The organism is Colwellia psychrerythraea 34H (assembly GCF_000012325.1).
GTDB lineage: Bacteria > Pseudomonadota > Gammaproteobacteria > Enterobacterales > Alteromonadaceae > Colwellia > Colwellia psychrerythraea_A.
Genome location: NC_003910.7, coordinates 4,481,932 through 4,507,588 on the forward strand (window position 1 = coordinate 4,481,932; position 25,657 = coordinate 4,507,588).

Consider the following 25,657-nt stretch of genomic DNA (forward strand, 5'->3'; position numbering starts at 1 on the left):
ACTAAATTAAGGATTCCCCTAAAACAGTGACTACTCAACAATAGGTAAGTTAAATTTAGCAATATTGCCAACATTAAAAGCCGACATATCTACTGGCTGATCATTAAAAACAATACTGGCTAACTCTGGTTTTCCAACAGTAATACTCAGCGGTGCTTTACCTTGTACAGTCATTACATAACCTGACTTTTTCACACCCCAAGCAATTCGCTCACCCGTTGCATCATAAATATTTACCCAACAATCACCTTTAAAGGTAAACACTGCAGTACTTATCGCTGCTACTTCTGGTTCTGCAGGTTGAGAAACGTCATTTACTACAATATTAGCTGAAGCTTTAAGATCATTATTAGCATCATTTATTAGCGCTTTAGTGCTCGTGTCTAATGCTAATTCTATCTCATCTTTTTTTTCACTTAGCTGAGCATTATCATTAACGGGCGCCGTTTCAATAGCCAAAGAAGAAGGTTCGATATTCGTCGTTACAACATCACCACTAACGTTTTCAGCAGGAGCTGTATTTGGAATCATATTTGATGAGTCATCCGCCTGCTGCCTGCTTTCTTGTAGCCACCATAATACAGTCAATCCCACCAAAACAGCCACGATCAAATAGCTTAACCACATAACACGGCTATGCTCTGCTTGTTTAGATGTTTCTTTAGAGAAGCTCAACATTTCGCTGCGTTGAATAGTCGCAGCATCAAGCGCATCATAACTTGCCAGTACCTCTTTTACTTCAACGCCAACCAATTTAGCATAATTGGCTAAATAGCCACGATTGAAAGTAACGGGCATTGAGGGGTCAAAGATATCGTCTTCAATATTTTGAACCAGTGCTACTTTTAAGTTCAGTTTACTGGAAATAAACTCTTGTGAAAGTGATAACGCTTTGCGAGCTTCACTCAGCATAGCGCCAGGACTCAAAACTTCTATGTAATCATTTAGTTCAGTGACTTGTTCGGTAACATCACTTTGTTGTTCTTTATCTACTTCTACAGCAGGGGATACATCATTAGTCATTAATATTTTTCACTGTTTGAGGATCAACCACATAGAGCTTATCGCCTATGCGGATTTTATTTTTTTCGGAGATATCATTCCACTTACGTAATGTATTGAGTTTGACATTATATTCCACAGAAATACTATACAAATTCTCACCTGGTACTACTGTATGTACTATTTCTTGCGTATCAACCAGTTCAAACTCATTACTTACTGCTGCAACCGCTATGACTTCAGCTACCACGACTTCAGTTTCTACTTCTTCAGGTAAGGCTTCTGGTAAAGGTACATCACGTGTCGCAGCTATAGGCATAGTTGAAGTCGGTTCAATCGAATTTGAAACCACTTGATTAACTACAACAGCTTCTGTTGCCAAAGGAATTACTTTATCTACTGCTTCATTAAGCGGCACCACGTCTTCTACTTTTGTTACTGCCATATCACTTGCTGGCTTATCTGTTACTGCGATGTCACTTGTTGGCTTATTTGTCACTGCAACTGTACTTGCTACTTTAGTTGAAAGTAAAGCAGCCCCTGAAACAACGGCGGTTGGCGTGGTACTTGTTATCAATGGCGTAGACACTGCTTTCGTTTTAACCGCAGTAGTTGCCGCATTATTTGTCGCATTAGCAGTACTCATTGTCGGGGTAACTGTTTTAATACTACTGGTATAAGGTGTGTTCGCTGATTTTCTCGGCGAAAGTTTTACCACACGCTTATTATTAGAGGGTGATAATGTGCGATTCTTTTCTTTTTGCGTTAGTTGGTACTTCTTTGCCAAATTATCAGCGTCGATCAGCTCCAACTCATTAAGTAGGTATTGTTTACCCTCCCATGATTGTGGATACATTTTCACTAACATATTCGCGTAATTTCTTGCAGTTCTGCGTTGGCCTAGTTTCCAATACAATTTATACGCAAGTGATAATGAATTGGCAGTAAAACGTTGTGTACTTCGCTCAAATTTTTGTAAGTAACGCTTAGCTTCTTTGTAATTGCCCATGGCATATTGCAGACGTACCATTTGAAATAACGTACTTGTTCTGTTTGGACTATGGTAAATAGACTTATTTAAGTACATTTCTGCTTTTTCAAAATTGTCATTTTGTAAATAACAAGAGGCAAGGTTTTCATAACTTTCCGATACTAATAAATAACTAGGTACCGCAATCGCTTTGAGAAATTGTACTTCTGCTGCAGCAACGTTACCTTGTCGACACAAGAATACCCCGTAATTATTCAAGGTATCGGCACTGTCAGCTTTAATGGATAGGGCTTGTTCAAATGACTCAATAGCGAGCGTTCCTTCGCCTACTGTTTCATAATAATGGGCAAATGCTGTATGTACTTGGACTAAATTCGGTGAGAATTTTTTTGCTTTCTCAAGATTAAGTTTTGCTTGAGACATATCACCCATTTTTAAATAACCTAATCCTAAGGAAATACGCGTCGCCGCCATTTCATCACGATTTGCTTGGTTTTTTACGATAGGCTCATTATTTTCAAAGCTTTGGGTAACACAACCACTTAACAACGTCATAGAGATTGCTGTCAAAAGGGTTGAAATTAAATATTTAGCCATAGCTTTATCCATAATATGCAATGCGTTAACCGCCTCTTATTGTTATTTTTTCACCAAAAATCAGTAGACTAATGATTAGACTACTTTTATAGAGATAGTGTCAGCTTTAGGTTGATTTTTCAATGAACTTATTTCAGCGTTTTTGGCTGCATTTATAACACTTCGCTTAGTTCTATCAAAAACATCACCTGCAAGCTGACCACAAGCTGCATCAATATCTTCTCCACGTGTGCGCCTAGTGATAACAGTTAGGCCATAACTTTGTAATACTTTATCAAAGCGATCGATGCGAGAGTTACTTGAACGTGAATAAGGTGAACCAGGATAAGGATTAAAAGGTATTAAATTAATCTTACTTGGCAACCCTTTCAATGCATGCGCTAATTCATGGGCTTGGTCGGTACTGTCATTAACGTGGTCAAGCATAACGTATTCAATTGTTGCTTGTTTGTTCGCTTTTGAGCCTTCGATATAACGACCTGCTGCGGCAATGAAGTCTTCTAATGGGTATTTTTTATTAATTGGTACTAACTCATCACGCAACTTATTATTAGGTGCATGAATTGAAATAGCTAAGGCACAATCGATTTTTGCTTTAAGCATATCTAATGCAGGAACAACACCTGAGGTACTCACAGTTACGCGACGCTTAGATAAACCATAACCTAAGTCGTTCAACATAGTATCAAGCGCTGGTATTAAATTTTTCATATTTAATAATGGTTCACCCATACCCATCATAACAATGTTGGTAATCGGGCGAGTACCGGCGATACGAGTGGCACCAATATCATTGGCGACACGCCATACTTGGCCAATAATTTCGGCCATAGATAAATTGCGATTGAAGCCTTGCTGAGCGGTAGCACAGAAGGTACATTCTAATGCACAGCCAACCTGAGATGATACACATAGCGTTGCGCGATCATTTTCAGGGATCCAAACGGTTTCTACTTCTTGTCCGCCTTCAAGCTTCAAAGCGTATTTAATAGTACCGTCTTCTGACACTTGTTTTTCAGAAATATCTGGTGCAGATATAATACAGTTACGCTGTAGTTTCTCACGTAACTTCTTATTGATATTGGTCATTTGTTCAAAGTCACTGTAACCAAAGTGATAAATCCACTTCATGATTTGATCGGCTCTAAAAGGCTTTTCACCAATAGATTCTAAGTATTCACGCATACTTTTATGATCAAAATTAAGTAGGTTTACTTTTCCGCTTACATCACTCATAGAACAAACTCTCAATAACTAAGATTAAACTACTAATGTAAGTAGCCTAAAAAACAAGGCGCATATTGTACGCTTTTTAAGCGACAATCGCAATTTTACTAAATTATTTTCAGCGAAATTATTATCCGCTTAAAATAGCAAAAGGATTTTACTAATTGCTCAGTAAAATCCTTTTCAATGCTTAATAAATTATTAAGCAATTAAACATCAACCTTTCAATTGCCTACCAAGGTAAGCGAATAAAAAGTGCCAATATTTAAAATCTAATTAACGAGTGCGTGCACAAATTTCGTCATCAGAGAAGAAATAAGCAATTTCACGAGCTGCTGATTCTAAAGCATCAGAACCGTGAGCAGCATTTTCGTCAATTGAATCAGCAAGATCAGCACGGATAGTTCCAGCTAATGCTTCAGCAGGGTTAGTAGCACCCATGATTTCACGATTTTTAAGAACAGCGTTTTCGCCTTCTAAAACTTGAACCATTACTGGGCCAGAAGTCATAAATTCAACTAAAGCGCCGAAAAAAGGACGTTCGCTATGTTCAGCGTAGAAACCTTCAGCTTTTTCTTGGCTTAAGTGGATCATTTTAGAAGCAACAATTTTTAAACCAGCAGTTTCAAAACGGTTGTAGATTTGACCAATGAAGTTTTTAGCAACTGCGTCTGGTTTTACGATAGAAAAAGTACGTTCGATAGCCATGATAAGCCCTTATAATAAATTTAAATTTTAGTGTAATTAAGTAGAGATCAAATTAACAAACTGACATCTACAAATTTTGGCGCGATTATAAACGAAATAATAGTAAACTGCTAACATTAACCGTTGAATAATTATCATAGGGTTTGTTGACCTTTCGAGGTTATTTTTGCAGCTGTTTATTGGGTATTTATACAAGGCAGAGCCTTTGTCATGTGTTTGTTCCACATCAAAAGTCGATAACGCCGTAAAAATGACCAACAAACGCTGTCCAAAGGATTCTGCTAAAAGCGCTTTATTTTTGTTGAGTAGTGTTTGCTTAGAGTGACTAGACTAAACACTACTCGCCGTGAATAAGGCGCTTTACTCTCTTTAAAAAGGGCGAACAACATTTAACTGCGAAAGATCAACAGCCCCTGATATTTTGCTAATTTTTTACTGGTCCTTTAGTCGTAGTCACCAACTAGATAGTCAAAGCATTCTTCAAGTTTATAATGAAAAGTTCCGTTTATTGGCCATTTGCTAAATTTCGCTGTAACTCAAGCGGGTTGTGATTTCTTTCATTTCATTGGTAAAAAAAATAATAAATATTTCATCCTTTCATCTTAAATTGTCATTTTTGGTTGTTACATTTGGTCACATTGTCGAAAAAATTCTGAAATGCTTTCATAGTTCACTGCGAGTTAAAATTAAACAACTGCAGGATTATCAATGCAATTTATAAAACGTGCGCATGGGGAAGAACAACCATACTGGCCAGCAGGGCCATTTAAAATTAGATTACCTTTTGTTCATTACCGCTGGGAATTACCAGAAATGATACAAGGTTTTTTCATGTTCGTGGTTGGTTTAGCCATGATCCCTTTGCTTGAAAGTTACTTAGGTATGCCATATGAAGCAGCATTAGCTTTTACCTTTGTTGCTGGTGTAGGTTATATTTTACCCGCCTTACTCGGGGTTCCTTTAGTGCCCGGTTGGATAACACCAGCAATTCCTGTGGTATTACTTTACTTGAAAGGCTTTGAACCAGGTCCTGAAGCAATCAGAGCATTGTTTGCCTTACAAATTGAAGTCGCTATTATTTTTCTTATTTTGGGCGCAACTCGTCTAGGCTCTAAATTAGTTGATGTCATTCCAAACTCACTAAAATGTGGAATAATTATTGGCGCCGGCATGGCAGCCATGATGGGTGAACTAAAAATTGGTGGTCGTATTGATGCAACACCTATTTCATTAATTGTTGGCTCTATTATTTCAGCCTATATCTTATTTTCTCTTTCTTTTAAAAATGTTATCAACGAAAACTCTTTTGCCCGCAAAATTGCAAACTTCGGTATGGTACCTGGAATGATCATTGCCATGCTCGTAGGTTGGACTGTCGGTGAATACCCATTACCTGACATAAAATGGGGCATTACTAACCCAGATTTCTCGTTAATGTGGCAGTATTTACCCTTTACTGTTGGCTATCCTGATTGGGAAATATTCTTACTGGCCATCCCAACAGCCTTAATAGCTTATGTGATTGCTTTTGGCGATATCCTTGTTGGTTTTACCTTAGTTAATCGTGTTGATCATATTCGTAAAGATGAAAAAATTGAAGAGAATGTTGACCGTGTTCATCTTGTTACCGCTATTCGTAATGGTTTTCACGCATTTTTAGCACCATGGCCTGGATTAGCAGGACCACTATGGACAGCTGCCCACGCTACCGTTGCAGAGCGTTATGCTATGGGTCGTAAATCGATGGAATCTATTTATAGTGGTGGTGGTACTTTTTGGATGAGTGGTTTACTTGCACTATTCGCATTACCGTTAGTGACCTTATTTAAGCCGGTATTACCCATCGCACTTTCTCTGACCTTAGTGCTTACAGCCTACATATGTATCATGGTTGGTATGGAACAACTAAAAAATTCAACGGAACGCGGCGTTGCTGGAATTGTTGCGGTTACATTAGCAATGCCAGATCCTAAATCAACCATGTATGCAGTATGTATTGGTGTAATACTTTATTTCCTCATTGAGCGTCCTAGATTAATGGGTAAGCATAACAGCGAAGATAACATTATTTTTGCTGATGAAACGCAGGAAGAAGTCGCTGTAACTAACAGTAATAATACTTAGTAATAGGGAATATATAAATGACTACTATAAACATTTTTGAGCAATATTTAGAGCCAAACGAAGCTAACTATATGGCCCTGACTCCCATTTCGTTTTTAGAGCGTGCAGCCTTTGTTTATCCAGACAAAACAGCAACCGTTAATGGTGATATTCGTCATACTTGGTTAGAAGTTTTTCAACGTTGTTCACGCTTTGCTAGTGCTTTAGCAAAACGAGGCATTGGCAGAGGCGATACGGTTTCAGTTATAGCACCAAATATTAGCGAACACTTTGAAGTTCACTTCGGTGTACCTATGAGCGGTGCAGTACTCAATTCTATTAATACTCGTCTTGATGCTGAAGCTATTGCTTTTATACTAGTGCATGCAGAAACTAAAGTATTAATCACCGATAAAGAATTTAGCCCAATAGTAAAAAAAGCATTGCGCATGATCCCACATAAACCTTTAGTCATTGATATTGATGATCCTAATTTTAACGAAGGTCAATTAATCGGCTCGTTAACCTATGATCAGTTGTTAGAAGAAGGTGATAGTGACTTTGAATCAATACGTCCTAAGAATGAATGGGATGCTATCTCTTTAAATTATACTTCTGGTACAACCGGCGATCCTAAAGGCGTGGTTTACCACTATCGTGGTGCCTACCTTAACGCCGTAAGTAATGTTATGTCATGGAGTATGGGCGAGCATCCAGTCTATTTATGGACGTTACCTATGTTTCATTGTAACGGCTGGTGTTTTCCTTGGTCGATTGCAGCAACTGCAGGTACCAGTGTAAGTTTACGTCATGTGCGTGCAGAGCCTATATTCAATTTAATTAGATCTGAAAAAGTGGGCTACTTTTGTGGTGCTCCTATTGTATTGAATATGCTTAACGGCGCAGAGCCTTCATTAAAAGCCGACATTAATCACCCAGTGAAAGTAATGACTGCTGGTGCTCCACCTCCAGCTTCAGTGATAGAAGGCATGGAAGCGTCTGGTTTCAAAGTAACTCATACCTATGGCTTAACCGAAACTTATGGTCCTTCTGTTGTTTGTGCCTGGCATGACGAATGGAATGAAGAAAGCCCTGAGAAGCAGGCTAAATTAAAATCTCGCCAAGGGGTTCGATCTCCGATGCTTGATCAATTGATGGTAGCCGATCCTGAAACTTTAGAGCCTATGCCAAAAGATGGTGAATCAGTCGGTGAAATCTTTATGCGAGGTAACCTTGTGATGAAGGGCTATCTAAAAAACCCTTCAACCACGCAAGCTGCTTTTGATGGCGGTTGGCTTCATTCAGGTGACATCGCGGTTTGGCACAGTGATGGTTATATTGAAATAAAAGATCGCTCTAAAGATGTCATTATTTCAGGCGGTGAAAACATTTCTAGCGTTGAAGTGGAAGATATTTTGTATCGCCATCCCAAAGTTCAAGAAGTGGCAGTGGTCGCGAAAAAAGATGATAAATGGGGAGAAACACCTTGTGCGTTTATTACACCAATGCCAAATGTGGAAATAACCGAACAGGAAATGATCAGCTTTTGCCGTGATAATATGGCGCACTTTAAAGCACCAAAAACCATAATATTTGGTGAGTTACCAAAAACATCAACGGGTAAAATACAAAAATTTGTTTTGCGTCAACAAGCAAATGAATAAATAGGCAAGTAATATACCCAGTCCACTTGAAGATGCTCGTTTCAGGAAGTCTGAGCGATTCATAATCAAGGCACATTTTTTTATTAAGGGTCATTCCCTTAAAAAGAAATGTAACACAGAGTATGATTTGCTCAGCCTTCCCCAAGGGGCTGGTTTAAAAGCGCTTTATGCTGCGTTATTGATGTCGACAATAGAATAACTATTCTCTTCAATCAATGCCTTGCCTAAAGGCGTTTCTAATTCCAGCTGAATCATGCATCTTCAAGTGGAACGGGTATAAATATGAACACTGTTTTTTAAATAGTAGTTATATACTCAAACGACTGCGAACTACATGACCCTGTATTTTGACGTTGTTTTAGTATAGTCCCTTCCAACCTCCTACTATTTTTTTGGGCTGGCTTATCGCCAGCCCTTTTTTTATAATCATTTAATTATTTTATCGTTTATTTGAACTAGGTGACTAATGTTTTTACAGCAAAAATTGTCCCGTACTTTCTTTTCTGCCATCACCTCTATTTTACTCGTATTACTTATTGGTATTTATTGGTATTCAGTGCCTTTAATTAATAAAGAAGTCTACAAAATTGAAAAAAATGCCAGTCGTCTAGTCTTGAATAATGTCTTTGAGTTAGCCAGTACCATGCAACTCAACCTAAAACCTCAAAAAGAAGAAGTTGTTCATAGACTACGTCAAATAATCAAAAATAGTGTCATTGCCAAGACGGGTTACCTTTTCATTTTTGATGAACAAGGAAATATGCTGCATCACCCTAACCCCAATATTAACGGCACCAACGCTTTACAGCTTAAAGATCCAAAAACAGGAAAGCCCATTTTACAAGAGCTCATTGCTGTTGCCGATACCGGAAAAGAGCTTGAATATCTTTGGGATAAACCTAGCGATGCCAATAACTATAGCTATAGTAAATTATCCTTGGTACGACACCTACCTGAACTGGGTTGGTATATTTGTTCTTCTGTCTATATCGACGAATTGCAAAGCAGCGGAAAACTGCTTAGCCAGCGCATTTTAACCATGGGTTTTATTACCTTCATGTGTGCAATTTTTTTAGCGTTAATTTTTTCCTATTGGGTAACCAAACCAATCAATACACTGGCTTTAATAGCCAGAAAAGTGAGTCAAGGCGACTTAACCGTAACCAGTGGAATATCACGTACCGATGAATTAGGTATTTTAGGCAAAGCCTTTGACGACATGGTAGAGCAAATGCGTGAGAATATTGAAATGCTTGATTTAAAAGTTGCCTCACGTACACAAACGTTAGCCACAACCAATGCACAACTACAACAAGCACTGAGCGAGAGTCAACAAGCACAACAGCAATTAGCACAAGTACAGCACATCAATGCTGTTGGGCAACTTGCTGGCGGATTAGCCCACGACTTTAATAATATACTCACTATTATTTTAGGTAACCTACTCGCAGCACAACAAGATAATGAGAATAATAGGCCATTATTATTACGCTTGTTGCCTGCAATAAAAGCCTCACGTAAAGGCAGTGACATTACTAACCGTTTATTAGCCTTTTCCCGAAGACAATATTTAGTGCCTTGTAGAGTGAATATAAAGGCATTAATTGACGAAACAATCGAATTATTAAAAGGTTCTTTACCCAGTAAAATTACAATTAACATAGATTATTCATGTGACAATTTGCAGGTTTATGTCGATGCTAATCAGCTAGAGAATTGTTTAATTAATTTGGTGTTAAATGCCAAAGATGCCATGCCAAATGGCGGGATTATCACTATCATTGTCAATAAAAGAGTAGTGAATGAATTTTTACAGTTTGATGAAGAAGTCACCTTCGGGGACTACCTTGATGTCACTATCACTGATGATGGTAATGGTTTCTCAGAACAAGCAATAAACAAAGCATTCGAACCCTTTTTTACTACCAAAGATACTCACCAAGGCTCGGGTCTTGGCTTGAGTATGGTGTTTGGCTTTATCAAACAATCCCAAGGTTATATTCGCATTGCTAACCAACAAAATGGCGGCGCTAAAATATCGTTATTATTGCCCTTACTTACTTATGAAGAAGAAAACAACTCAAAAGCAATACTTCATGACGATACAAGAATAACGAAAGAAACTGGCTTCTCGAATAAACTGATTTTATTAGTTGAAGATGATCATGATGTTCGCGCGATTATTAGAGAGCAGTTAATTTCATTTGGCCTAAATGTTATCGAGGCAAATGATAGTGATGAAGCCGAGCAACTTATTGATACTATTAATGACTTATATGGTATGGTTTCAGATATTAGTATGCCGGGTAATAAGGATGGTTTTGAACTGGCTACCTTGCTAAAAAGTCGCTCCCCTAACTGTAAGATTGTACTCATGAGTGGCTATTTTCAACAGCAGCAAAAACCCAATAAAGACACGCCTATTTTGTTAAAAAAACCTTTTGTGGCAAGTAAGTTATTTCAAGCATTACAATAAAAAAGAATCGAGGTGATAACACTTGTGAATACTAAACCCTTAATTTACGTTATCGATGATGAAGCCGAAATATGTGACTTAGTTTGCCAAGAACTGGAGCGTTATAACTTCAGTGCGCAAGCATTCACTACAGGCGAACAAGCCCTATTGGCAATTAAAAAACAGTTACCATCACTTTGTATTATTGATCTTGGTTTGCCTGATATGGATGGTTTGTCATTAGTGAAGAAGCTTTTTGATGATAAAAAAATTGGCGTTATTATTTTATCAGGTCGTAACAGCTTGCCCGATAAAGTCTTAGGCTTGGAGCTTGGTGCTGATGATTATATTAGTAAACCTTTCGATCCGCGAGAACTCGTTGCTCGAGTAAAAAGTATCATTCGTCGGATTGTAGTCAATGAATCACCTATCACATCACTTCATACCGCAAGCTTTGGCGATTGGACATTTGAACAATCAACACTGACTTTAGCCAACAACAAGGGCGATAGCTTTATGCTAAGCGCTGCTGAAACTGAAATACTGATGGTATTACTGAATGCCCCCAGACAAATATTATCACGAGAGCGTTTACTGAGCGAAGATGCAACATCTTTCGACCGGAGTATTGACGTTAGAATGTCGAGATTAAGAAAAAAAATAGAACACGATCATAAAAACCCCAAAATCATTAAAACGGTGTACGGTGCAGGGTATATTTTTACTTTGGAAGTCACTTGGCAGTAAGTTATGTTGCTAGCAAAGTAAACTAACGTATTCTAAACATTAGTGAGTTCGCTACTTTGCTTTTGAACATGACTCAATAACCTCAATTCTGCTTAAGCATAGTTGAGGTTAATTAAGCAGTCACCGAATATTACAAGCTTGTTCTACGGTATTGACGATATTCAGGTTTCCAAAAATTATGCTCTATTTTTGCTAACAACTCATCATCAGTTAGCTCCAATGCTAATCCTTGTTTATAAGCTACTTTAGCAATAGCAAAAGCAATATCCCTACTTAATTGTGCAATAGACGTTAACGGTGGCAATAACTCATCAGACTCGCCATTTGCAAGCGGTGATGCCGCAGCTAAGGTTTCACTCGCCACTTGTAACATCCCATCGGTAATTCGACTGATATTTGCCGCAACAACAGCTAAGCCAACACCAGGGAAGATGTAACTATTATTACATTGAGCAATTGGGAACGTTTTTCCTTGATACTCAATAGGATCAAACGGGCTTCCTGTTGCAATAATTACTTGCCCTTGTGTCCAATTAATAACTTGGCTAGGTGTTGCTTCAACTTGACGAGATGGATTACTTAACGGGAAGATTATCGGCATCTCACAATGAGACTTCATCGCGGTAATAACTTTTTCAGTAAATAATCCCGCTTGGCCAGAGACACCAATAAGAATATCAGGTTTAGCGCCGTGCATTACTTCAACAAGTGAGGCAAACTCTCCAGCAATATCCCACTCAGCGATGGCTTCATTGCTTTGTACTAGTTTTTGCTGAAAATCACGAAGTTCGCCCATACCCTGCGTTAACAAACCAAACCTATCAACCATAAACACTTGGCTACGGGCTTGCTCGGCACCAAGGCCTTCATTCATCATCTGGCTGATAATTTGTTCGGCAATACCACAACCTGCAGAGCCTGCACCAACAAAAGCAACATTCAACTCTGAGAGTTTAGAGCCTTTACTACGACAAGCAGCCAGTAAAGTCCCAACAGTTACCGAAGCAGTTCCCTGAATATCATCATTAAAACAACAGATTCTATCTTTATAACGTTGCAATAAAGGCATCGCATTTGGCTGTGCGAAATCTTCAAATTGCAACAAAACATTTGGCCAGCGACGTTTAACTGCGCTGATAAATAACTCTAAAAATTCATCATAGGAATCTTGATCGATACGCTTATGTCGAGCACCCATGTACATAGGGTCATCTAATAGTTTCTGGTTATTAGTACCTACATCAAGCATTACCGGCAAAGTATGCGCTGGGCTAATACCACCACAAGCGGTATAAAGAGAGAGCTTACCGATTGGAATACCCATACCGCCAATGCCTTGATCGCCAAGACCCAAAATACGTTCACCATCGGTAACTACAATCACTTTTACTTTATTTTTAGTCGCATTACGCAGCATGTCATCAATATTAAATCTATCTTCATAAGAGATAAACAAACCGCGTGAGCTGCGGTAAATATCAGAAAACTGCTCACAAGCATCGCCAACCGTTGGGGTATAAATAATAGGCATCATTTCGGCCAGATTATTTTGTACCAATTTAAAAAACAACGTTTCATTATTATCATGGATAGCACGTAAATAAATATGCTTATTGATGTTAGTTTGAAAACAACTGTACTGACGAAATGCACGCTCTGCTTGTTCATCAATACTTTCAAAGCGTGGTGGCAAAAGCCCAGTTAGGTTAAAACTACCGCGTTCTTCTTTGCTAAAAGCACTGCCCTTGTTCAGTAAAGGGGTTTCTAATAATGATGGACCGGCATAAGGGATGTAAAGTGGGCGTTGAGATTGAGGCATTTGGATGACTACTTATTTGTTTTGTGAATAATCGAAATAGGTGAAATTGATAATACCATTAGTATAAATGATATTGAACCTGCTGCAAAGCAGGAGAATGGTTGAATATGTTAAAAATTAGAATAATTAGTTGAATCTATTTGATAAAAAATTAGATTCTACTATGTGAAATCAGCATATATTATAAGCAAGAACAGCAGGACTCTACTAGCTGATGATTTGAAGCCAGTGCAGTCAAAGTAATATCGACAAAGCAACAGAACTAATCTACTTCTGCCATCCAAGCTAATTGAATCGCTTCTAATACTCGCTCGCCGCAATGCTTAGGATCATCATCAAAACGTTCCAAATCAAGTACCCACTGTCTTAAATCAGTGAAATGCAGTTTAAAGGGGTCAACGTTAGGATGCTCTTCAATTAAGTCCAACGCTATCTCTTGCGAATCACTCCAAAGTAGTCCTGTAGCCATGATGTTTTCCTATAATGAAGCCGTTACTTTAGTAAGTTTATACTTATGTATTTAACAATACGTTTAACACTAAAATAACAAATGAAAGAAAAAGAAATCTACAATTAACATTAGTATAAGCCAAATGAATAGCAACCTTGCTTTTCGACAAAAAGGGCAATCGGTATGCCACCAATTTTTAAGTTTACTCTTCATTCACACTCCACAAAATACACCTTGTCACAATATTAACGTATTTAGTGATTAAAACCATAAAACAAAATTAGCCAAATAACCACAAAATAAGCAACACAATGCTAATATACAGTGAATAATTGGTTTTAAATTCCATAAATAATCAATAAACATAAAAAACAGGCTGAAGCATGGACTCTTTTGATAAACACATTTTAAGTATTTTACAAAAAGATTGTACTTTATCAACCAGCGAGATTGCTGAGCGAGTGGGACTTTCGACGACCCCTTGTTGGCGAAGAATCCAAGCAATGGAAAAATCAGGTGTCATTAAAGGGCGTGTTGCCCTGGCGGATCCAGAAAAGTTAAACGTGGGTTTATCTATTTTTGTTATGGTAAAGACTAATCAACATAATCCCGATTGGTTAACGACCTTTGCTAAAGTTGCAGAAGACTTCCCTGAAATTGTCGAGTTCTATCGCATGAGTGGCGATGTAGATTACTTGCTTAGAGTTGTGGTGCCCGATATGAAAGCCTACGACCGATTCTATAAAGAGCTTATCACTCGGGTAGATTTTTCTGACATAAGTTCAAGTTTCGCTATGGAAGAAATAAAGTACACCACTGCCCTGCCTATTGATTATATTTAGCTTTTTAATATGGGGAAAACCTAACAGCTGCTCAATAAGTCTTTATAAAACCACCTAAGTAGTGACCCTATTAAACATGTAGCAGTAATTCAATAGGGTAGCGCGGCTTAATTAGTGAGAGTTTTACTTTTATTCATTACTAAAATTGTGCTGTAACGTTAAAATAATATCCTTCGTATTCATTTCTATTTTTCTCGTTCACAACTGAATTATAACCCGTTTGCACTGAGTAATTCTGATTAATGAAATAATTAGCACTCACACCATAAGCATCATCTTCGCTAAAATAAGCGGTAATAGATGTTCTTGTATCATAATAATAACTGCCATTTACACTCCAGTAATTATCAGCAAAAAAATAGTCCCTATTATCATGTAGGTATTCACCACCAATCATGAGATAACTTTGCTCTCCTACGCTAAAAAAGTATTGAGATGAAAGTTCGTTAATATCAAAATTATCACTCGCATTATAGCTAAAGCCAATATAATCAGTCCCCTCTAGCTGCCAATTATAACTCATAGTATAACCACAAATATTATCGAAATTTTCTTCACAACCAGCACTAATAAGAAAATTATCAGAAAATAAATACCCTATTAATAATGAGACGTCACTATCATCGTTATCAAAGCTATAATCATTCCACTTACCTTTTGACTCGTTATAGTCGTAACTAGCGCCAATGATAAAGCTATTTACTATCCATTGACCACCGATACCGTAGGTAGTAGCGCTTGAATCAAAATTAGTGTCCTGACCATGCATTAAAGAAGAGCCATCCCTATTTCGGTTGACCGCCGAAGCAAAGACATTACTACTAGTATTAATGTAAGCAAACTCATTTAAAGGGCCGAGTGCCAACCTTTCATCAAAATAATATTTACTGGATAACGAAAAATTATCCGAATCACCTTTATTGTAAAATCCATATTCTGGTGCATCAGCAAAGTAACTTTCATGGGCGTAAGATAGTGACGTAAACGACTGGTAGCTTTCGGCAAGTACGGTATTGCTTAGGAGAATAACTGCTAAGGCTGATAGTTTTGATAGTTTCAATGTGTAAGATCCCTTTAATTGTAATATCCATATAAAACAAAGTAAATATGACAGTTCCCACTTCCCTCGTCTACCAATACACTAAGAATCTTACACTTTTCATACAATTAGCAGGAAACATGCTTCTTGATTGGTAACCGGTATAATAATAAAATATCATTTATCACTTTTTCATACCCTTTTGCAGATTTAATATGAGTACAATAAAATTCTCAAGTACAGAAACAGAGCAGTTAGTTATTAAGATTCAAGACTATTTTGCCAAAGAGCTCGATCAAGACCTTGGTCAGTTTGATGCTGAATTTTTACTCGACTTTTTTTCTAAAGAAGTCGGCGCTCACTTTTATAATCGTGGTTTGTCTGATGCGCAATTGGTTATTGCCGCTAAACTGGACAATGTTAGTGAAATGATACAAGAAGGCATTAGTGAAATAGAAAAGCCTATAAGTTAAGTTCTTATCGTACAAGTAATATTGACACTTTAAAGTTTCACAGAAATTCGCAGCTATAATAATGGCTTTAGTCGGCTAATTTAAACCAATAAAAAACTCGCCGAAGCGAGTTTTAATTACTGTAATACTTACTGCTATTTACAGCGTATCTTTAATCTTTAGTTTTTACCGGAAAACCGCGATCGCGCATTAATGCTTCTACTTTTGCATCTCGACCTCTAAAGGCACGATAAGCTTCACTTGGATCAACCGCATTGCGGACACTAAATAAATGCTCTACCAGTTTATCGGCAACACCTTTATCGTAAAAACCACCAGGAGCTTCTGCAAAAGCTTCTGCCGCATCAGACGTTAAGACTTCAGCCCACATATAACCATAATAACTTGACGCATACCCTTCACTACTAAAGATATGACCAAATTGCGGACTACGATGACGCATAACAATTTGCTTAGGCATTTTTAATTCAGCTAGTGTTTTACGCTCAAATTTATCTGGGTCAATACCTGTAGGGTCTACAGTATGAAACTTCATATCAACCAAAGCAGACGCTAAATATTCAGTAGTGCTAAAGCCTTGATTAAAGGTTGCTGCTTGTTTAATTTTAGCTATAAGCGCTTTAGGCATGGCTTTGCCCGTTTTGTAATGTACAAGGTAGTTGTCAATCACTTCATCAGTCGATAACCAACGCTCTAATAGTTGTGATTGAAATTCAGTGTAATCACGCACGCCAGAGTTAAGTGTTGGGTACTCAACTTTTGAGGCTAAAAAGTGTAAAGCATGACCAAATTCATGGAAGTAGGTTTCTGCATCTGACCAAGAAATCAAAGTAGGTTGTCCAGCAACACCTTTAGAAAAGTTAGAGTTGTTAGAAGACAGTACATTTGTCTTACCGCCAAAGGTAGTGTGAGAGCGATAGGTAGTCGCCCATGCCCCTGAACGTTTACCTTTACGTGCGAATGGATCTAAATACCATAGGCCAATATGCTCACCTGAAGTTTTATCTTTTACTTCCCAAACACGAACATCTTCATGAAATACCGGTACTGAACCATCAGTCACTTCCACGAAATTAAAATTAAATAAGCGCCCTGCTACATAAAACATAGCTTCACGTAAATTATTTAACTGTAAATACTGTTTAACTTCATCAGAGTCTAGGTCGTATTTATCTTTACGTACTTTCTCGGCATAAAAGCGGTAATCCCAAGCTTGTACTTGTTCTATCCCATCTTGTTTTTTCCCAATAGCTAACATATCAGCAACTTCTTCATCAACACGTGCAATGGCTGCTGGCCAAACAGATTCCATTAAAGCGATCGCATTTTCTGGTGATTTAGCCATGCGATCTTCTAATCGCCACGAGGCATAGTTTTTGTAGCCTAATAAGCCGACACGTTCATGACGCAGCTGTAATATTTCTGCAATGATGGCATTGTTGTCAAACTCATCGCCATTATCACCACGGCTGTAGTAGTTTTGCCAAACCTGTTTTCTTAAAGCACGCTCTGTTGAATACGTTAAAAAGGGGTCCATAGAAGAGCGAGTATTGGTAATTGCAAACTCACCTTGATGATCTCGCTCAGTCGCAGCAGCAGCGGCAACATTTACTATAGACTCTGGTAAGCCGCCCAACTGTGCTTTAGTTAAGTAAACAACATAACTTTCTTCATCCGCTAAAACGTTATTACCAAACTTCGTTTGTAACTGCGCTAACCGTTGATTAATTTCGGCATAACGCTCTTTATCGCTATCATTTAATGTCGCACCATCACGTGAAAAACTATTATAAGTTAATAAAACTAAACGCTGTTTTGCCGGACTCAATGATTTAACTTCATCAGAATTATAAACAGCTGAAATACGATTAAATAATTTTTTGTTTTGTTTGATCCTTGATGAAAAGGTAGATAATTTCGGTGCTAGTTCTGTACCAATTTTTCTAAATTCACTGCTTGATTTATTTGCACTCCAAATACCGTAATACGTGAAAATTCTATCTAGGTCACTGCCCGTTTTTTCCATAGCAACAATTGTATTTTCAAATGTAGCCGCTTGGGGGTTATTAGCAATTAAATCGATTTCAGCTAAATTAGTCGCCATCGCTGTTTCCATTGCTGGCACTAGGCCTGCTAATGTTACTTGATCAAATGCAGGAACGCCCTGAAAAGGCCCTTGCCATTTAGCTAAGAGAAGTGCTTCGGATTCTTTTACCGCTTGAACACTGACAGTAGCTTTAGTTACTGTGTTAGCTGCTGGCTTTACATCGGTAACTTCTGTTGCTGTTGAGCAACCCATTAAAATACTAGAAACTAAAAATGCTTTGATAAACAGTGGTTTCATTGAATATTCTCTTTTTATAGTAATTGCCATTACTATACCAAGCATCAACTAGAGGCGATATATCAGTAATTACCATCTACCGCAGTATCAAAGCGGTTAATCTCATTTATACCCATTACCAATCAAAGTGAGGATTTCAGTGGGAATTAAAACCACTTTAGGCAAGGCAAATAATCAAAGCATAGTCATTCTATGCTTTGATTATTAAACGCCGTATAAAGTGATTTTACCCCCATCAAAGAAGCGCTTGAGCAACATTACTCCATCGTTGATGTGATTTATAATGACGCTACATGGATGGTGTTATTAGAGAATGCAGGAGCAATTCTCCTGAATAACCATTATTTCATCACAGCGTCTTGAATTGAAATAGCTCAAGTACTCTGAAACCTGCATTTTGAATGGTAACGGGTATATTATATGTTACAACACATAAAAAAGGCCGACTACCTAAGTAGCCGACCCAAGGGGAGAGAAAGGGTATATACCAAATCGATGCAGAAACTTTCTCAGTCCTTAAGAAAGATGACTAACTGATTTGATATGGGGTTGGGGGCTCCCCTAAAACTGTCACGAGCAAGTACTACTCGCTGTTTACTTGTTATTTACTTACTATTTAGTAAGCGCCGCCTTTTTAGCGACAAAATCAACTAACTCTTGTTCTGTCACTGAGTTGTCAGCATTACTATCTATATTTGTGAAGGACTTCACTAACCATCTATTTTCTCCATCAACAACTTCTTGTCGGCTTAACATGCCATTTTTGTCGATGTCTAATGAAGTAAAAGTAAATTTATCGCTTGGCTCTTTTACTTCTTCGATAGCTGCTGTAATTGCTTCTGCGTTAGCCGAGTTTTCAGCATTCACGACGGTATTATCTTCATTGCTATACGCGAGTTCATCATCAGCATTGACGAAAAAAGATGCCATACTTACGGCTACTACAAATGCGGTTACTTGAGTTAAACTGATACTATCCATGGTGAATCCTCTTTTTTAATATTAAAGCGTTTTATAAGCGCTAGTTAAATCCATTATCAACCAAGGTTTAGCACAGAGCATGCCAAACAATATAACCATTTGATTTAAAAGAATTTAATTAACAAATGATGCATTAATAACGTACTAAAGTGTCACCAAATAACAACACAATAAAATATTGCCAGTTATTGTTAAATAAAAAAACAAAAGAAAACATTATTTTACAAAGACTTAAGAAAGTTAAAATTATCATTTATCCTTGTCTCAAAATAAAGACACCCTTGTTTTTACTTTATTTTTGTCATACAAAGGGTACTCAGATGTAACCATGTAAAGCGTTTAGGCTAGATTTTATGACTTCACTTAACAACCCAAAAAAAAGTAAGCGATTACCAAGGCAGTTAACACTTTCTTTTTTTGGTTTTAGCCTATCATTCCTTAATAAAATTTCTATTAAGAAACTAACGTTAATTGGTTTTACCTTCGTTGCAATGCCATTAGTAATGGCGTTGATTTTTGGCGCTAATAAAGCCAGTGAATTAGCCCAAAAAAGTACTAGCGCTATTTATAATGTTGCGCAATTGACACAACTTAACAGTAAGTTGGATGAAACTATTGCCAAACTAGAGCGCTCTGCAAGTCAATTTGTAGTACTCAAAGACGATGAATTGCTTGCCATATTTAGTGGTCACCACAAAGCGTTAATAGATATAATTCAAGAAACATCGGCTAAACAGCAAGATAAAGTACTAAAAGAGCAGTTAACGTCGTTGAAAGCTGAAAGTGATAGAATAAAAGAACTGATGCTAAACGAGAATATCGATACGTTTTCATTAGAAGAAATCCAACAAGAATTTAAACCATTACAGCTTATCAATGAGCAGCTAGAGAAACGCAGTACTTTTGTTGTTAATCAACAGGTTTTAGATATACAACAGACCACCGAAGAAATTAGCGATAACATTCTTGAGCGTTTATATATTATCCCTATCACTTTGCTAATTGCCGGTGTATTTATCATTTTGATCACCAAACCATTAAAACGGCTCACTGATGAAATTCAATTGCTTGAGCAAGGTAGTTTTGAACAAGAAATTAACTTACACGGCCCTGCTGAAGTCAGGGAAATAGCAGATGCGCTAGAAAATATGCGCCAACGGCTACATGCACTTGAGTTACAAAAGTCGAGTTTTATCCGTCATATATCCCATGAATTAAAAACACCACTTGCCGCAATTAGGGAAGGCACCGAGCTTATTTATGATAATAGTGTTGGCCCGCTCAATGAGGACCAGCAAGAAATTTGCGATATTATTCGCGTGAGTGTTAATCGTCTCCAGCGTTTAATTGAAGACTTACTCGATTTCAATATTGTTCTTGATTCAACAAGCCTTCATGGCTTAGAGAAAATTAGTTTGTCTGAGTTAATAAACGATGCCTGTAATGTTCGAAAACTCGATATAAAGTCGAAGAATTTGACCATGAAGTGTAATAACAGTCCGTATTTTGTTTACAGCAACAGTAAACAACTCAGTGTCATTCTAGATAATATTCTCTCTAATGCGATAAAATATTCTCCGGTGAATGGAGATATCACCATAACTTATAGCAGCAGCAAGGAATGCATAACTATTAACATAATTGACCAAGGACCGGGGATAGACCCATCACTTAGCGAAAAAGTATTTGATGCTTTTTATCAAGGTAAAGCACCGATCAATAGCCAGATAAAAGGTAGTGGCTTAGGGCTTACCATAGTCAAAGAGCTATTACTTCGCCTTAATGGTAAAATCGAAGTTATACCAGCAAGGAAAATTAGCGCGGCTAATGAGAGCGGCGCCTGTATCACCATCACTTTACCTAATACACAAACAGATAATGAATTATGAAAAGACCTAACCTGAGCGTAAAAAATTCAGCAATTAGACCAGCTAAACAGTATTTTTCGATTGCACTTATTTTGCTATTAACTAGTTTATCAACCGCTTGCCAAGTGACTGAGCCAACGGTTATTACACATAATGAAAAGACTATTACTAATAATTCGGTCGAATATAGTCAGTATTATTTAACCTTAAAAACCCTAAATAATAAGCAGCTTATGTCAGAAGAGAAAAAGCTGCAGTCCTTAATGACTAATCAACTCAATGACAAAACGCTTAGTCAAAGCAAACTCATTCTACTCTATAGTTTGCCAAATCCGGGGCTGTATCAGCCTTACAAAGCAAAAAGCCTGCTAAATGAGCATCTATTAGCAAGCAATGAAATGAGTCAAAGCAACTTAGCTTTTATCATGTTATTAAGAGATCAATTAAATATTCAACTTCGTTTACTTGAAAAACAGTCACTCTCAGATAAAGAATATAATGAGCAGAACGATAAACATAACGTAACCATTGAACAACTGAACCAACAATTAGAACATGTAAATAAACAACTTATATTACTCAAAAAAATTGATAAAAACATTAACGAACGTGGCTAAGAGAGATAACATTTTATGAGCCTAAGCAACCAAACAGTTACCAGTAATTCAGCCAAAATACTGATAGTGGATGATGACCCAAGTTTATTACGTTTACTTGGTATTCGTTTATCTGCGGCAGGATATGATGTTGAGTCTGCCGCCAATGCAAAAATTGCTTTAGGAAGATTACAAAATTTTATTCCTCAAGTAGTTATTAGTGATTTGCGTATGGAAGGCATGGATGGCATGGCTTTATTCGAACAAATTAGAATACAGCATCCTAATATTCCTGTCGTCATTATGACTGCTCATGGCACCATTCCAGATGCAATTAACGCCACTAAACAAGGTGTGTTTAGTTTTTTAACTAAACCTTTTGAAAGCCAAGAGCTACTTGATACCGTTGAACAAGCCATACGATTACAGCCTTCACAGAATGAGAAAACCGGAGAAACAGAGCTATGGCGAAATAATATAATTAGCCGAAGTACTGTGATGACTTCACTATTACAACAAGCTAAACAAGTAGCTAACAGTGATTTTAGTGTACTTATTCATAGCCAAAGCGGTACCGGTAAAGAGCTATTGGCAAAAGCAATTCACCAAGCGAGTAACAGGAAAAATAAGGTATTCACGGCAATCAATTGTGCCGCTATACCTGAACAACTCCTTGAGTCTGAATTGTTTGGTCACATTAAAGGGGCGTTTACTGGTGCAGAGCGAAATCACCAAGGTTTATTTCAAGCCACCAATGGCGGTACTTTATTTTTAGATGAAATTGGTGATATGCCACTTAGCTTTCAGGTAAAACTTCTACGGGTTTTACAGGAACGAGAAGTCAGGCCGGTAGGTAGTACACAAGCGGTAAAGGTCGATGTTCGCATCATTTCAGCAACCCATGTTAATTTAACCAATGCCATTAAAGCCAATACCTTTAGAGAAGATTTGTACTACCGACTTAATGTAGTTGAGTTGGAATTACCTACTTTGGCGCAACGACGAGAAGATATTCCATTGTTGGTACAATATTTCTTAAATCAAGCAGTTGCTCGATCGAATGTCCCTATCAAAAGCATCAATCAAGAAGCCATGGAATTACTTATTAGTGCCCCTTGGCCGGGTAATATTAGACAGCTGCAAAATGTTATAGAGCAAAGTATTGCGCTGTCTAGTGAAAGCATTATCAGTGCAAATTTAGTAAAAAATGCGCTGCGTGATGATTCAACTCAGTTTCCCTCTTTTCAGCAAGCACGTGATCATTTTGAGCGAGATTACTTATCAAAATTATTAAAAATTACCGCAGGAAATGTATCACAGGCAGCTCGAATTGCTCAACGTAACCGTACTGAGTTTTATAAGTTGTTAAATCGTCATCATCTAGTCGCTGAATCATACCGAGAAGAGTAACTTATACCCAAGCGACTTGAAGATGCGTGTTTCAGGACACCTGAGCGATTCATGATCAAGGAGCCTCATTTTATTAAGGGCTATTCCCTTGAAAAAGGAGGCAACGAAGAGCATGGTTTGCTTAGATATCTCCGTAGGGCTGGTTTAGAAACGCCTTATACTGCGTTATTAATTTCGACAATAGAATAACTATTCTCTTCAATCAATGCCTTGCCTAAAAACGTTTCTAATTCCAGTTGAAACCTGCACCTTCATGTCGTTTAGGTATATACCCGTTACCAATCAAGATGCAGGTTTCAGAGTGCTTGAATGGTAATACTTCATCAAGCGAGAGCTTAGGGTCTAGCTCTCGAACCGTATAATAATCCATTGATTGAAACGATTAAGTATCGACCTTAGTGGCTAAACTCTTTTTTACACCATCAAGATAAGCATCGTATTTTTTCCAGTTATCTACTGAACGATTATTAATAGGACTACGTACTTGTAGCGCGCTAGCAGTCGCAACGGGTGCTGAGTTTTGATGAATATCAACACATTGTTCTTGCCAAGAAAGATCACAAAACTCAATAAGCTGCTTAGCTTCATTGATAGGATCGTTAACCAATTTCTCATAATTAATTAAATAAAAATTGTCAGGAAAAAGTGCTAACCACAATTCCGCGAGTTGTTTGAATAACAAATAGAATTCTGTCGTAGTTTGCAGATCATACGCATAACTGTAGTACGATTGATTAACAGAAAAAAGCTGTCTGAAATTACTCACAATAGTGTCCAATGGGTTTCTATCCAAGCAGATGATTTTTGCCTTGGGTAATGCTTGTAGGATAAAACCAACATAAAGTACATTTAATGGCATCTTATCGACAAACCTTGCTGTTTTACCCGTTATCGCTCTCGTACTTTCAATATACGCTTTACCTAACGCTTTAAAATTTATATCTTTTGTTGCTGTTACCGTCTCTGCATCGATCACACGATTACTAGTGGTTTTAGTCATCTTTTTAACTAATAAACCAAAGTGTTGCAACTCCCCTGCACTAGTTACGTCAGTATGTTGTGAAATGATTCGTTCAACCAAGGTGGTACCTGATCTTGGCATGCCCACGACAAATATTGCTTCATCTGTTTCGAAGCCTTGAGATAGGGAATACTTGCTGTCTTTAAAGTGGCTTGCAAGACTCTTGAACAGCGTTTTGTCTTCATCAATGTTGTACTTCAATTGTTCAAGTTTGAATTTTTTAGCTGTTTCCAAGTAGTAAAATGCTTTGTCAAAATCTTCTAAGGCTTCATATTCACGTGCTAGAGCGTGGCCTATATGTAACCTGTCGTCCGCATGTTGCGTTTGCTTAAATAATCGCTCAAGTAGAGGAATATGATTGTAGTCTTCTGATATTCCGCCTAAACCCGTCAATGCTGAATGTGCTTTGTAATAATTGGGCGCCATTGAAATAGTTTTTTTATAGGCTTTTCTAGCCCCCTCAAAGTCACCAATGAATTTTAATGAAGCACCTAAATTAAAAAAGTAATTTGGATTTCTGTCATTAATAGCGACTGATTTTTTAAAAAATTTAACGGCTTTTTCATGCAATCCCATTTGACTATACGCTACGCCAAGCGTATCTAAGGTTAGTGAGGATTGAACCGTTAATTGAGCAATTAACTTAGCGGCAAGTTCTGCAAAGTACAGTGCTTCAACATGATTATTTTCGAGCGCATAATGTTTGGCAAGTTGTGATAAATACTCAGGGTTATTAGGAGCAAGACTATTAGCTTGTTTAATTAATTCAATTGCTTTTGCCAAATTATGATGGGCACTGGCAATCATAGCTAATAAAAAATAGGCGTCAGCAAAATACTTATCTTGCTGTAAAATTGAAATTAAATGTTGGTGTGCCTGTTGATACAAACCTTGATTTAAGGCTTGTTGTGCTTGCTGGTGTAATACTTTTATTGTGCTAGACATGCATCGGATACTTAAATTGGTTACTGATAATCATGGAAAGGCTTAGATTAATATCGTTCAGATTAATTAATGGTTCAACTTCAGTGCCACATCAGCAATGAAAATAATTTTTCAATAACAAGGCGCTTGATTGAGTAATAGCTGACTATTGGGATTGAAAGCAACGATGTTATTGGATAATTAGGCCATTTAAAAATATTACTTAGTTCGTCTGATTGGTATAAGTATATCCATTGATAAATCACTAAGTAAAGCATAAAAAAACACAGTATCATTTAGCTAAGCTTAATAATACTGTGTTTTTGTGTTCATACTTTCAATCGCTAGTTTTTGCTAAATAAAACATCTCTTATTGAAAGTCTATGTGTATTAAA

General features: G+C 37.4%; 19 protein-coding genes and 1 pseudogene. 9 read left to right on the forward strand and 11 right to left on the reverse strand.

From position 1 onward, the window contains the following. Positions 1–30 precede the first annotated feature (30 nt). The 5 genes and pseudogenes from CPS_RS19060 to CPS_RS24190 form a co-directional block, all read right to left on the reverse strand. Positions 31–1,023, reverse strand: coding sequence for a RodZ domain-containing protein (locus CPS_RS19060; protein WP_011044984.1), 993 nt, complete (start codon positions 1,021–1,023; stop codon positions 31–33). Beyond that, entirely contained in the window at positions 1,016–2,590 is a 1,575-nt protein-coding gene (pilW, locus tag CPS_RS19065; protein ID WP_011044985.1) for a type IV pilus biogenesis/stability protein PilW, read from the reverse strand. Before pilW ends, CPS_RS19060 begins: the two co-directional genes overlap by 8 nt. Positions 2,591–2,665: 75 nt before the next feature. After that, positions 2,666–3,826: a bifunctional tRNA (adenosine(37)-C2)-methyltransferase TrmG/ribosomal RNA large subunit methyltransferase RlmN gene (locus tag CPS_RS19070; protein WP_011044986.1), complete on the reverse strand. Its 1,161-nt coding sequence runs from the start codon at positions 3,824–3,826 to the stop codon at positions 2,666–2,668. A gap of 267 nt (positions 3,827–4,093) precedes the next feature. After that, positions 4,094–4,525 carry a nucleoside-diphosphate kinase gene (gene ndk / locus CPS_RS19075; RefSeq protein WP_011044987.1) on the reverse strand — a complete coding sequence of 144 codons (432 nt, stop codon included), beginning with the start codon at positions 4,523–4,525 and terminating at the stop codon, positions 4,094–4,096. A gap of 138 nt (positions 4,526–4,663) precedes the next feature. Further along, positions 4,664–4,863, reverse strand: a pseudogene (locus tag CPS_RS24190) (hypothetical protein); the annotation flags it as partial. A gap of 370 nt (positions 4,864–5,233) precedes the next feature. Here CPS_RS24190 and CPS_RS19080 point away from each other — a divergent pair. From CPS_RS19080 to CPS_RS19095, 4 genes are all read left to right on the forward strand, one after another. Next, a complete protein-coding gene (locus tag CPS_RS19080; RefSeq protein ID WP_011044989.1) occupies positions 5,234–6,649 on the forward strand; it encodes a solute carrier family 23 protein in 1,416 nt (471 codons plus the stop codon). Positions 6,650–6,666: 17 nt separating this feature from the next. Next, positions 6,667–8,292, forward strand: coding sequence for an acyl-CoA synthetase (locus tag CPS_RS19085; RefSeq protein WP_011044990.1), 1,626 nt, complete (start codon positions 6,667–6,669; stop codon positions 8,290–8,292). Between the two features lie 466 nt (positions 8,293–8,758). After that, positions 8,759–10,768 (forward strand): cache domain-containing protein, encoded by a 2,010-nt coding sequence (locus CPS_RS23025; RefSeq protein WP_011044991.1) that lies wholly within the window; start codon positions 8,759–8,761, stop codon positions 10,766–10,768. Positions 10,769–10,792: 24 nt separating this feature from the next. Further along, positions 10,793–11,494 carry a response regulator transcription factor gene (locus CPS_RS19095; RefSeq protein WP_011044992.1) on the forward strand — a complete coding sequence of 234 codons (702 nt, stop codon included), beginning with the start codon at positions 10,793–10,795 and terminating at the stop codon, positions 11,492–11,494. Positions 11,495–11,624: 130 nt separating this feature from the next. Here the strand turns inward: CPS_RS19095 and CPS_RS19100 are convergent, their stop codons facing one another. Then, positions 11,625–13,313, reverse strand: a complete 1,689-nt coding sequence (locus CPS_RS19100) for an NAD-dependent malic enzyme (RefSeq protein ID WP_011044993.1) — start codon at positions 13,311–13,313, stop codon at positions 11,625–11,627. Positions 13,314–13,575: 262 nt separating this feature from the next. Further along, entirely contained in the window at positions 13,576–13,782 is a 207-nt protein-coding gene (gene iscX / locus CPS_RS19105; RefSeq protein ID WP_011044994.1) for a Fe-S cluster assembly protein IscX, read from the reverse strand. A gap of 365 nt (positions 13,783–14,147) precedes the next feature. On the opposite strand from iscX, the gene CPS_RS19110 reads away from it, so the two are divergent. Then, positions 14,148–14,606 carry an Lrp/AsnC family transcriptional regulator gene (locus tag CPS_RS19110; RefSeq protein WP_011044995.1) on the forward strand — a complete coding sequence of 153 codons (459 nt, stop codon included), beginning with the start codon at positions 14,148–14,150 and terminating at the stop codon, positions 14,604–14,606. Positions 14,607–14,745: 139 nt separating this feature from the next. Here CPS_RS19110 and CPS_RS19115 read toward each other — a convergent pair whose 3' ends face one another. Continuing rightward, positions 14,746–15,666, reverse strand: coding sequence for a putative porin (locus CPS_RS19115; protein ID WP_011044996.1), 921 nt, complete (start codon positions 15,664–15,666; stop codon positions 14,746–14,748). 194 nt (positions 15,667–15,860) lie between these two features. Between CPS_RS19115 and CPS_RS19120 the strand changes: the two genes are divergently transcribed. Then, the gene (locus CPS_RS19120) at positions 15,861–16,118 is read left to right on the forward strand and encodes a DUF2164 domain-containing protein (protein WP_011044997.1); all 258 of its coding nucleotides are present in this window, start codon (positions 15,861–15,863) and stop codon (positions 16,116–16,118) included. Between the two features lie 151 nt (positions 16,119–16,269). On the opposite strand, the gene CPS_RS19125 is transcribed toward CPS_RS19120, so the two are convergent. Together CPS_RS19125 and CPS_RS19130 are read right to left on the reverse strand one after the other, a co-directional pair. Further along, entirely contained in the window at positions 16,270–18,462 is a 2,193-nt protein-coding gene (locus CPS_RS19125) for a M3 family metallopeptidase (protein WP_041737140.1), read from the reverse strand. A gap of 612 nt (positions 18,463–19,074) precedes the next feature. After that, the gene (locus CPS_RS19130; protein ID WP_011044999.1) at positions 19,075–19,443 is read right to left on the reverse strand and encodes a hypothetical protein; all 369 of its coding nucleotides are present in this window, start codon (positions 19,441–19,443) and stop codon (positions 19,075–19,077) included. 353 nt (positions 19,444–19,796) lie between these two features. On the opposite strand from CPS_RS19130, the gene CPS_RS19135 reads away from it, so the two are divergent. From CPS_RS19135 to CPS_RS19145, 3 genes are read left to right on the forward strand one after another with little or no spacing between them, the layout of a single operon-like run. Next, positions 19,797–21,332, forward strand: coding sequence for a HAMP domain-containing sensor histidine kinase (locus tag CPS_RS19135; protein ID WP_011045001.1), 1,536 nt, complete (start codon positions 19,797–19,799; stop codon positions 21,330–21,332). Beyond that, positions 21,329–21,928, forward strand: coding sequence for a hypothetical protein (locus CPS_RS19140; protein ID WP_011045002.1), 600 nt, complete (start codon positions 21,329–21,331; stop codon positions 21,926–21,928). Before CPS_RS19135 ends, CPS_RS19140 begins: the two co-directional genes overlap by 4 nt. Before the next feature lie 15 nt (positions 21,929–21,943). Then, positions 21,944–23,317: a sigma 54-interacting transcriptional regulator gene (locus CPS_RS19145; protein ID WP_011045003.1), complete on the forward strand. Its 1,374-nt coding sequence runs from the start codon at positions 21,944–21,946 to the stop codon at positions 23,315–23,317. A gap of 382 nt (positions 23,318–23,699) precedes the next feature. Here CPS_RS19145 and CPS_RS19150 read toward each other — a convergent pair whose 3' ends face one another. Beyond that, positions 23,700–25,283, reverse strand: a complete 1,584-nt coding sequence (locus CPS_RS19150; RefSeq protein ID WP_011045006.1) for a tetratricopeptide repeat-containing sulfotransferase family protein — start codon at positions 25,281–25,283, stop codon at positions 23,700–23,702. Positions 25,284–25,657: the final 374 nt, after the last annotated feature.

Excerpts from the sequence above, each read along its gene's own strand:
- CPS_RS19060 (WP_011044984.1), bottom strand. The coding sequence starts at position 1,023 with ATGACTAATGATGTATCCCCTGCTGTAGAAGTAGATAAAGAACAACAA.
- pilW (WP_011044985.1), bottom strand. The coding sequence starts at position 2,590 with ATGGCTAAATATTTAATTTCAACCCTTTTGACAGCAATCTCTATGACG.
- CPS_RS19070 (WP_011044986.1), bottom strand. The coding sequence starts at position 3,826 with ATGAGTGATGTAAGCGGAAAAGTAAACCTACTTAATTTTGATCATAAA.
- ndk (WP_011044987.1), bottom strand. The coding sequence starts at position 4,525 with ATGGCTATCGAACGTACTTTTTCTATCGTAAAACCAGACGCAGTTGCT.
- CPS_RS19080 (WP_011044989.1), top strand. The coding sequence starts at position 5,234 with ATGCAATTTATAAAACGTGCGCATGGGGAAGAACAACCATACTGGCCA.
- CPS_RS19085 (WP_011044990.1), top strand. The coding sequence starts at position 6,667 with ATGACTACTATAAACATTTTTGAGCAATATTTAGAGCCAAACGAAGCT.
- CPS_RS23025 (WP_011044991.1), top strand. The coding sequence starts at position 8,759 with ATGTTTTTACAGCAAAAATTGTCCCGTACTTTCTTTTCTGCCATCACC.
- CPS_RS19100 (WP_011044993.1), bottom strand. The coding sequence starts at position 13,313 with ATGCCTCAATCTCAACGCCCACTTTACATCCCTTATGCCGGTCCATCA.
- iscX (WP_011044994.1), bottom strand. The coding sequence starts at position 13,782 with ATGGCTACAGGACTACTTTGGAGTGATTCGCAAGAGATAGCGTTGGAC.
- CPS_RS19110 (WP_011044995.1), top strand. The coding sequence starts at position 14,148 with ATGGACTCTTTTGATAAACACATTTTAAGTATTTTACAAAAAGATTGT.
- CPS_RS19120 (WP_011044997.1), top strand. The coding sequence starts at position 15,861 with ATGAGTACAATAAAATTCTCAAGTACAGAAACAGAGCAGTTAGTTATT.
- CPS_RS19125 (WP_041737140.1), bottom strand. The coding sequence starts at position 18,462 with ATGAAACCACTGTTTATCAAAGCATTTTTAGTTTCTAGTATTTTAATG.
- CPS_RS19130 (WP_011044999.1), bottom strand. The coding sequence starts at position 19,443 with ATGGATAGTATCAGTTTAACTCAAGTAACCGCATTTGTAGTAGCCGTA.
- CPS_RS19135 (WP_011045001.1), top strand. The coding sequence starts at position 19,797 with ATGACTTCACTTAACAACCCAAAAAAAAGTAAGCGATTACCAAGGCAG.
- CPS_RS19140 (WP_011045002.1), top strand. The coding sequence starts at position 21,329 with ATGAAAAGACCTAACCTGAGCGTAAAAAATTCAGCAATTAGACCAGCT.
- CPS_RS19145 (WP_011045003.1), top strand. The coding sequence starts at position 21,944 with ATGAGCCTAAGCAACCAAACAGTTACCAGTAATTCAGCCAAAATACTG.
- CPS_RS19150 (WP_011045006.1), bottom strand. The coding sequence starts at position 25,283 with ATGTCTAGCACAATAAAAGTATTACACCAGCAAGCACAACAAGCCTTA.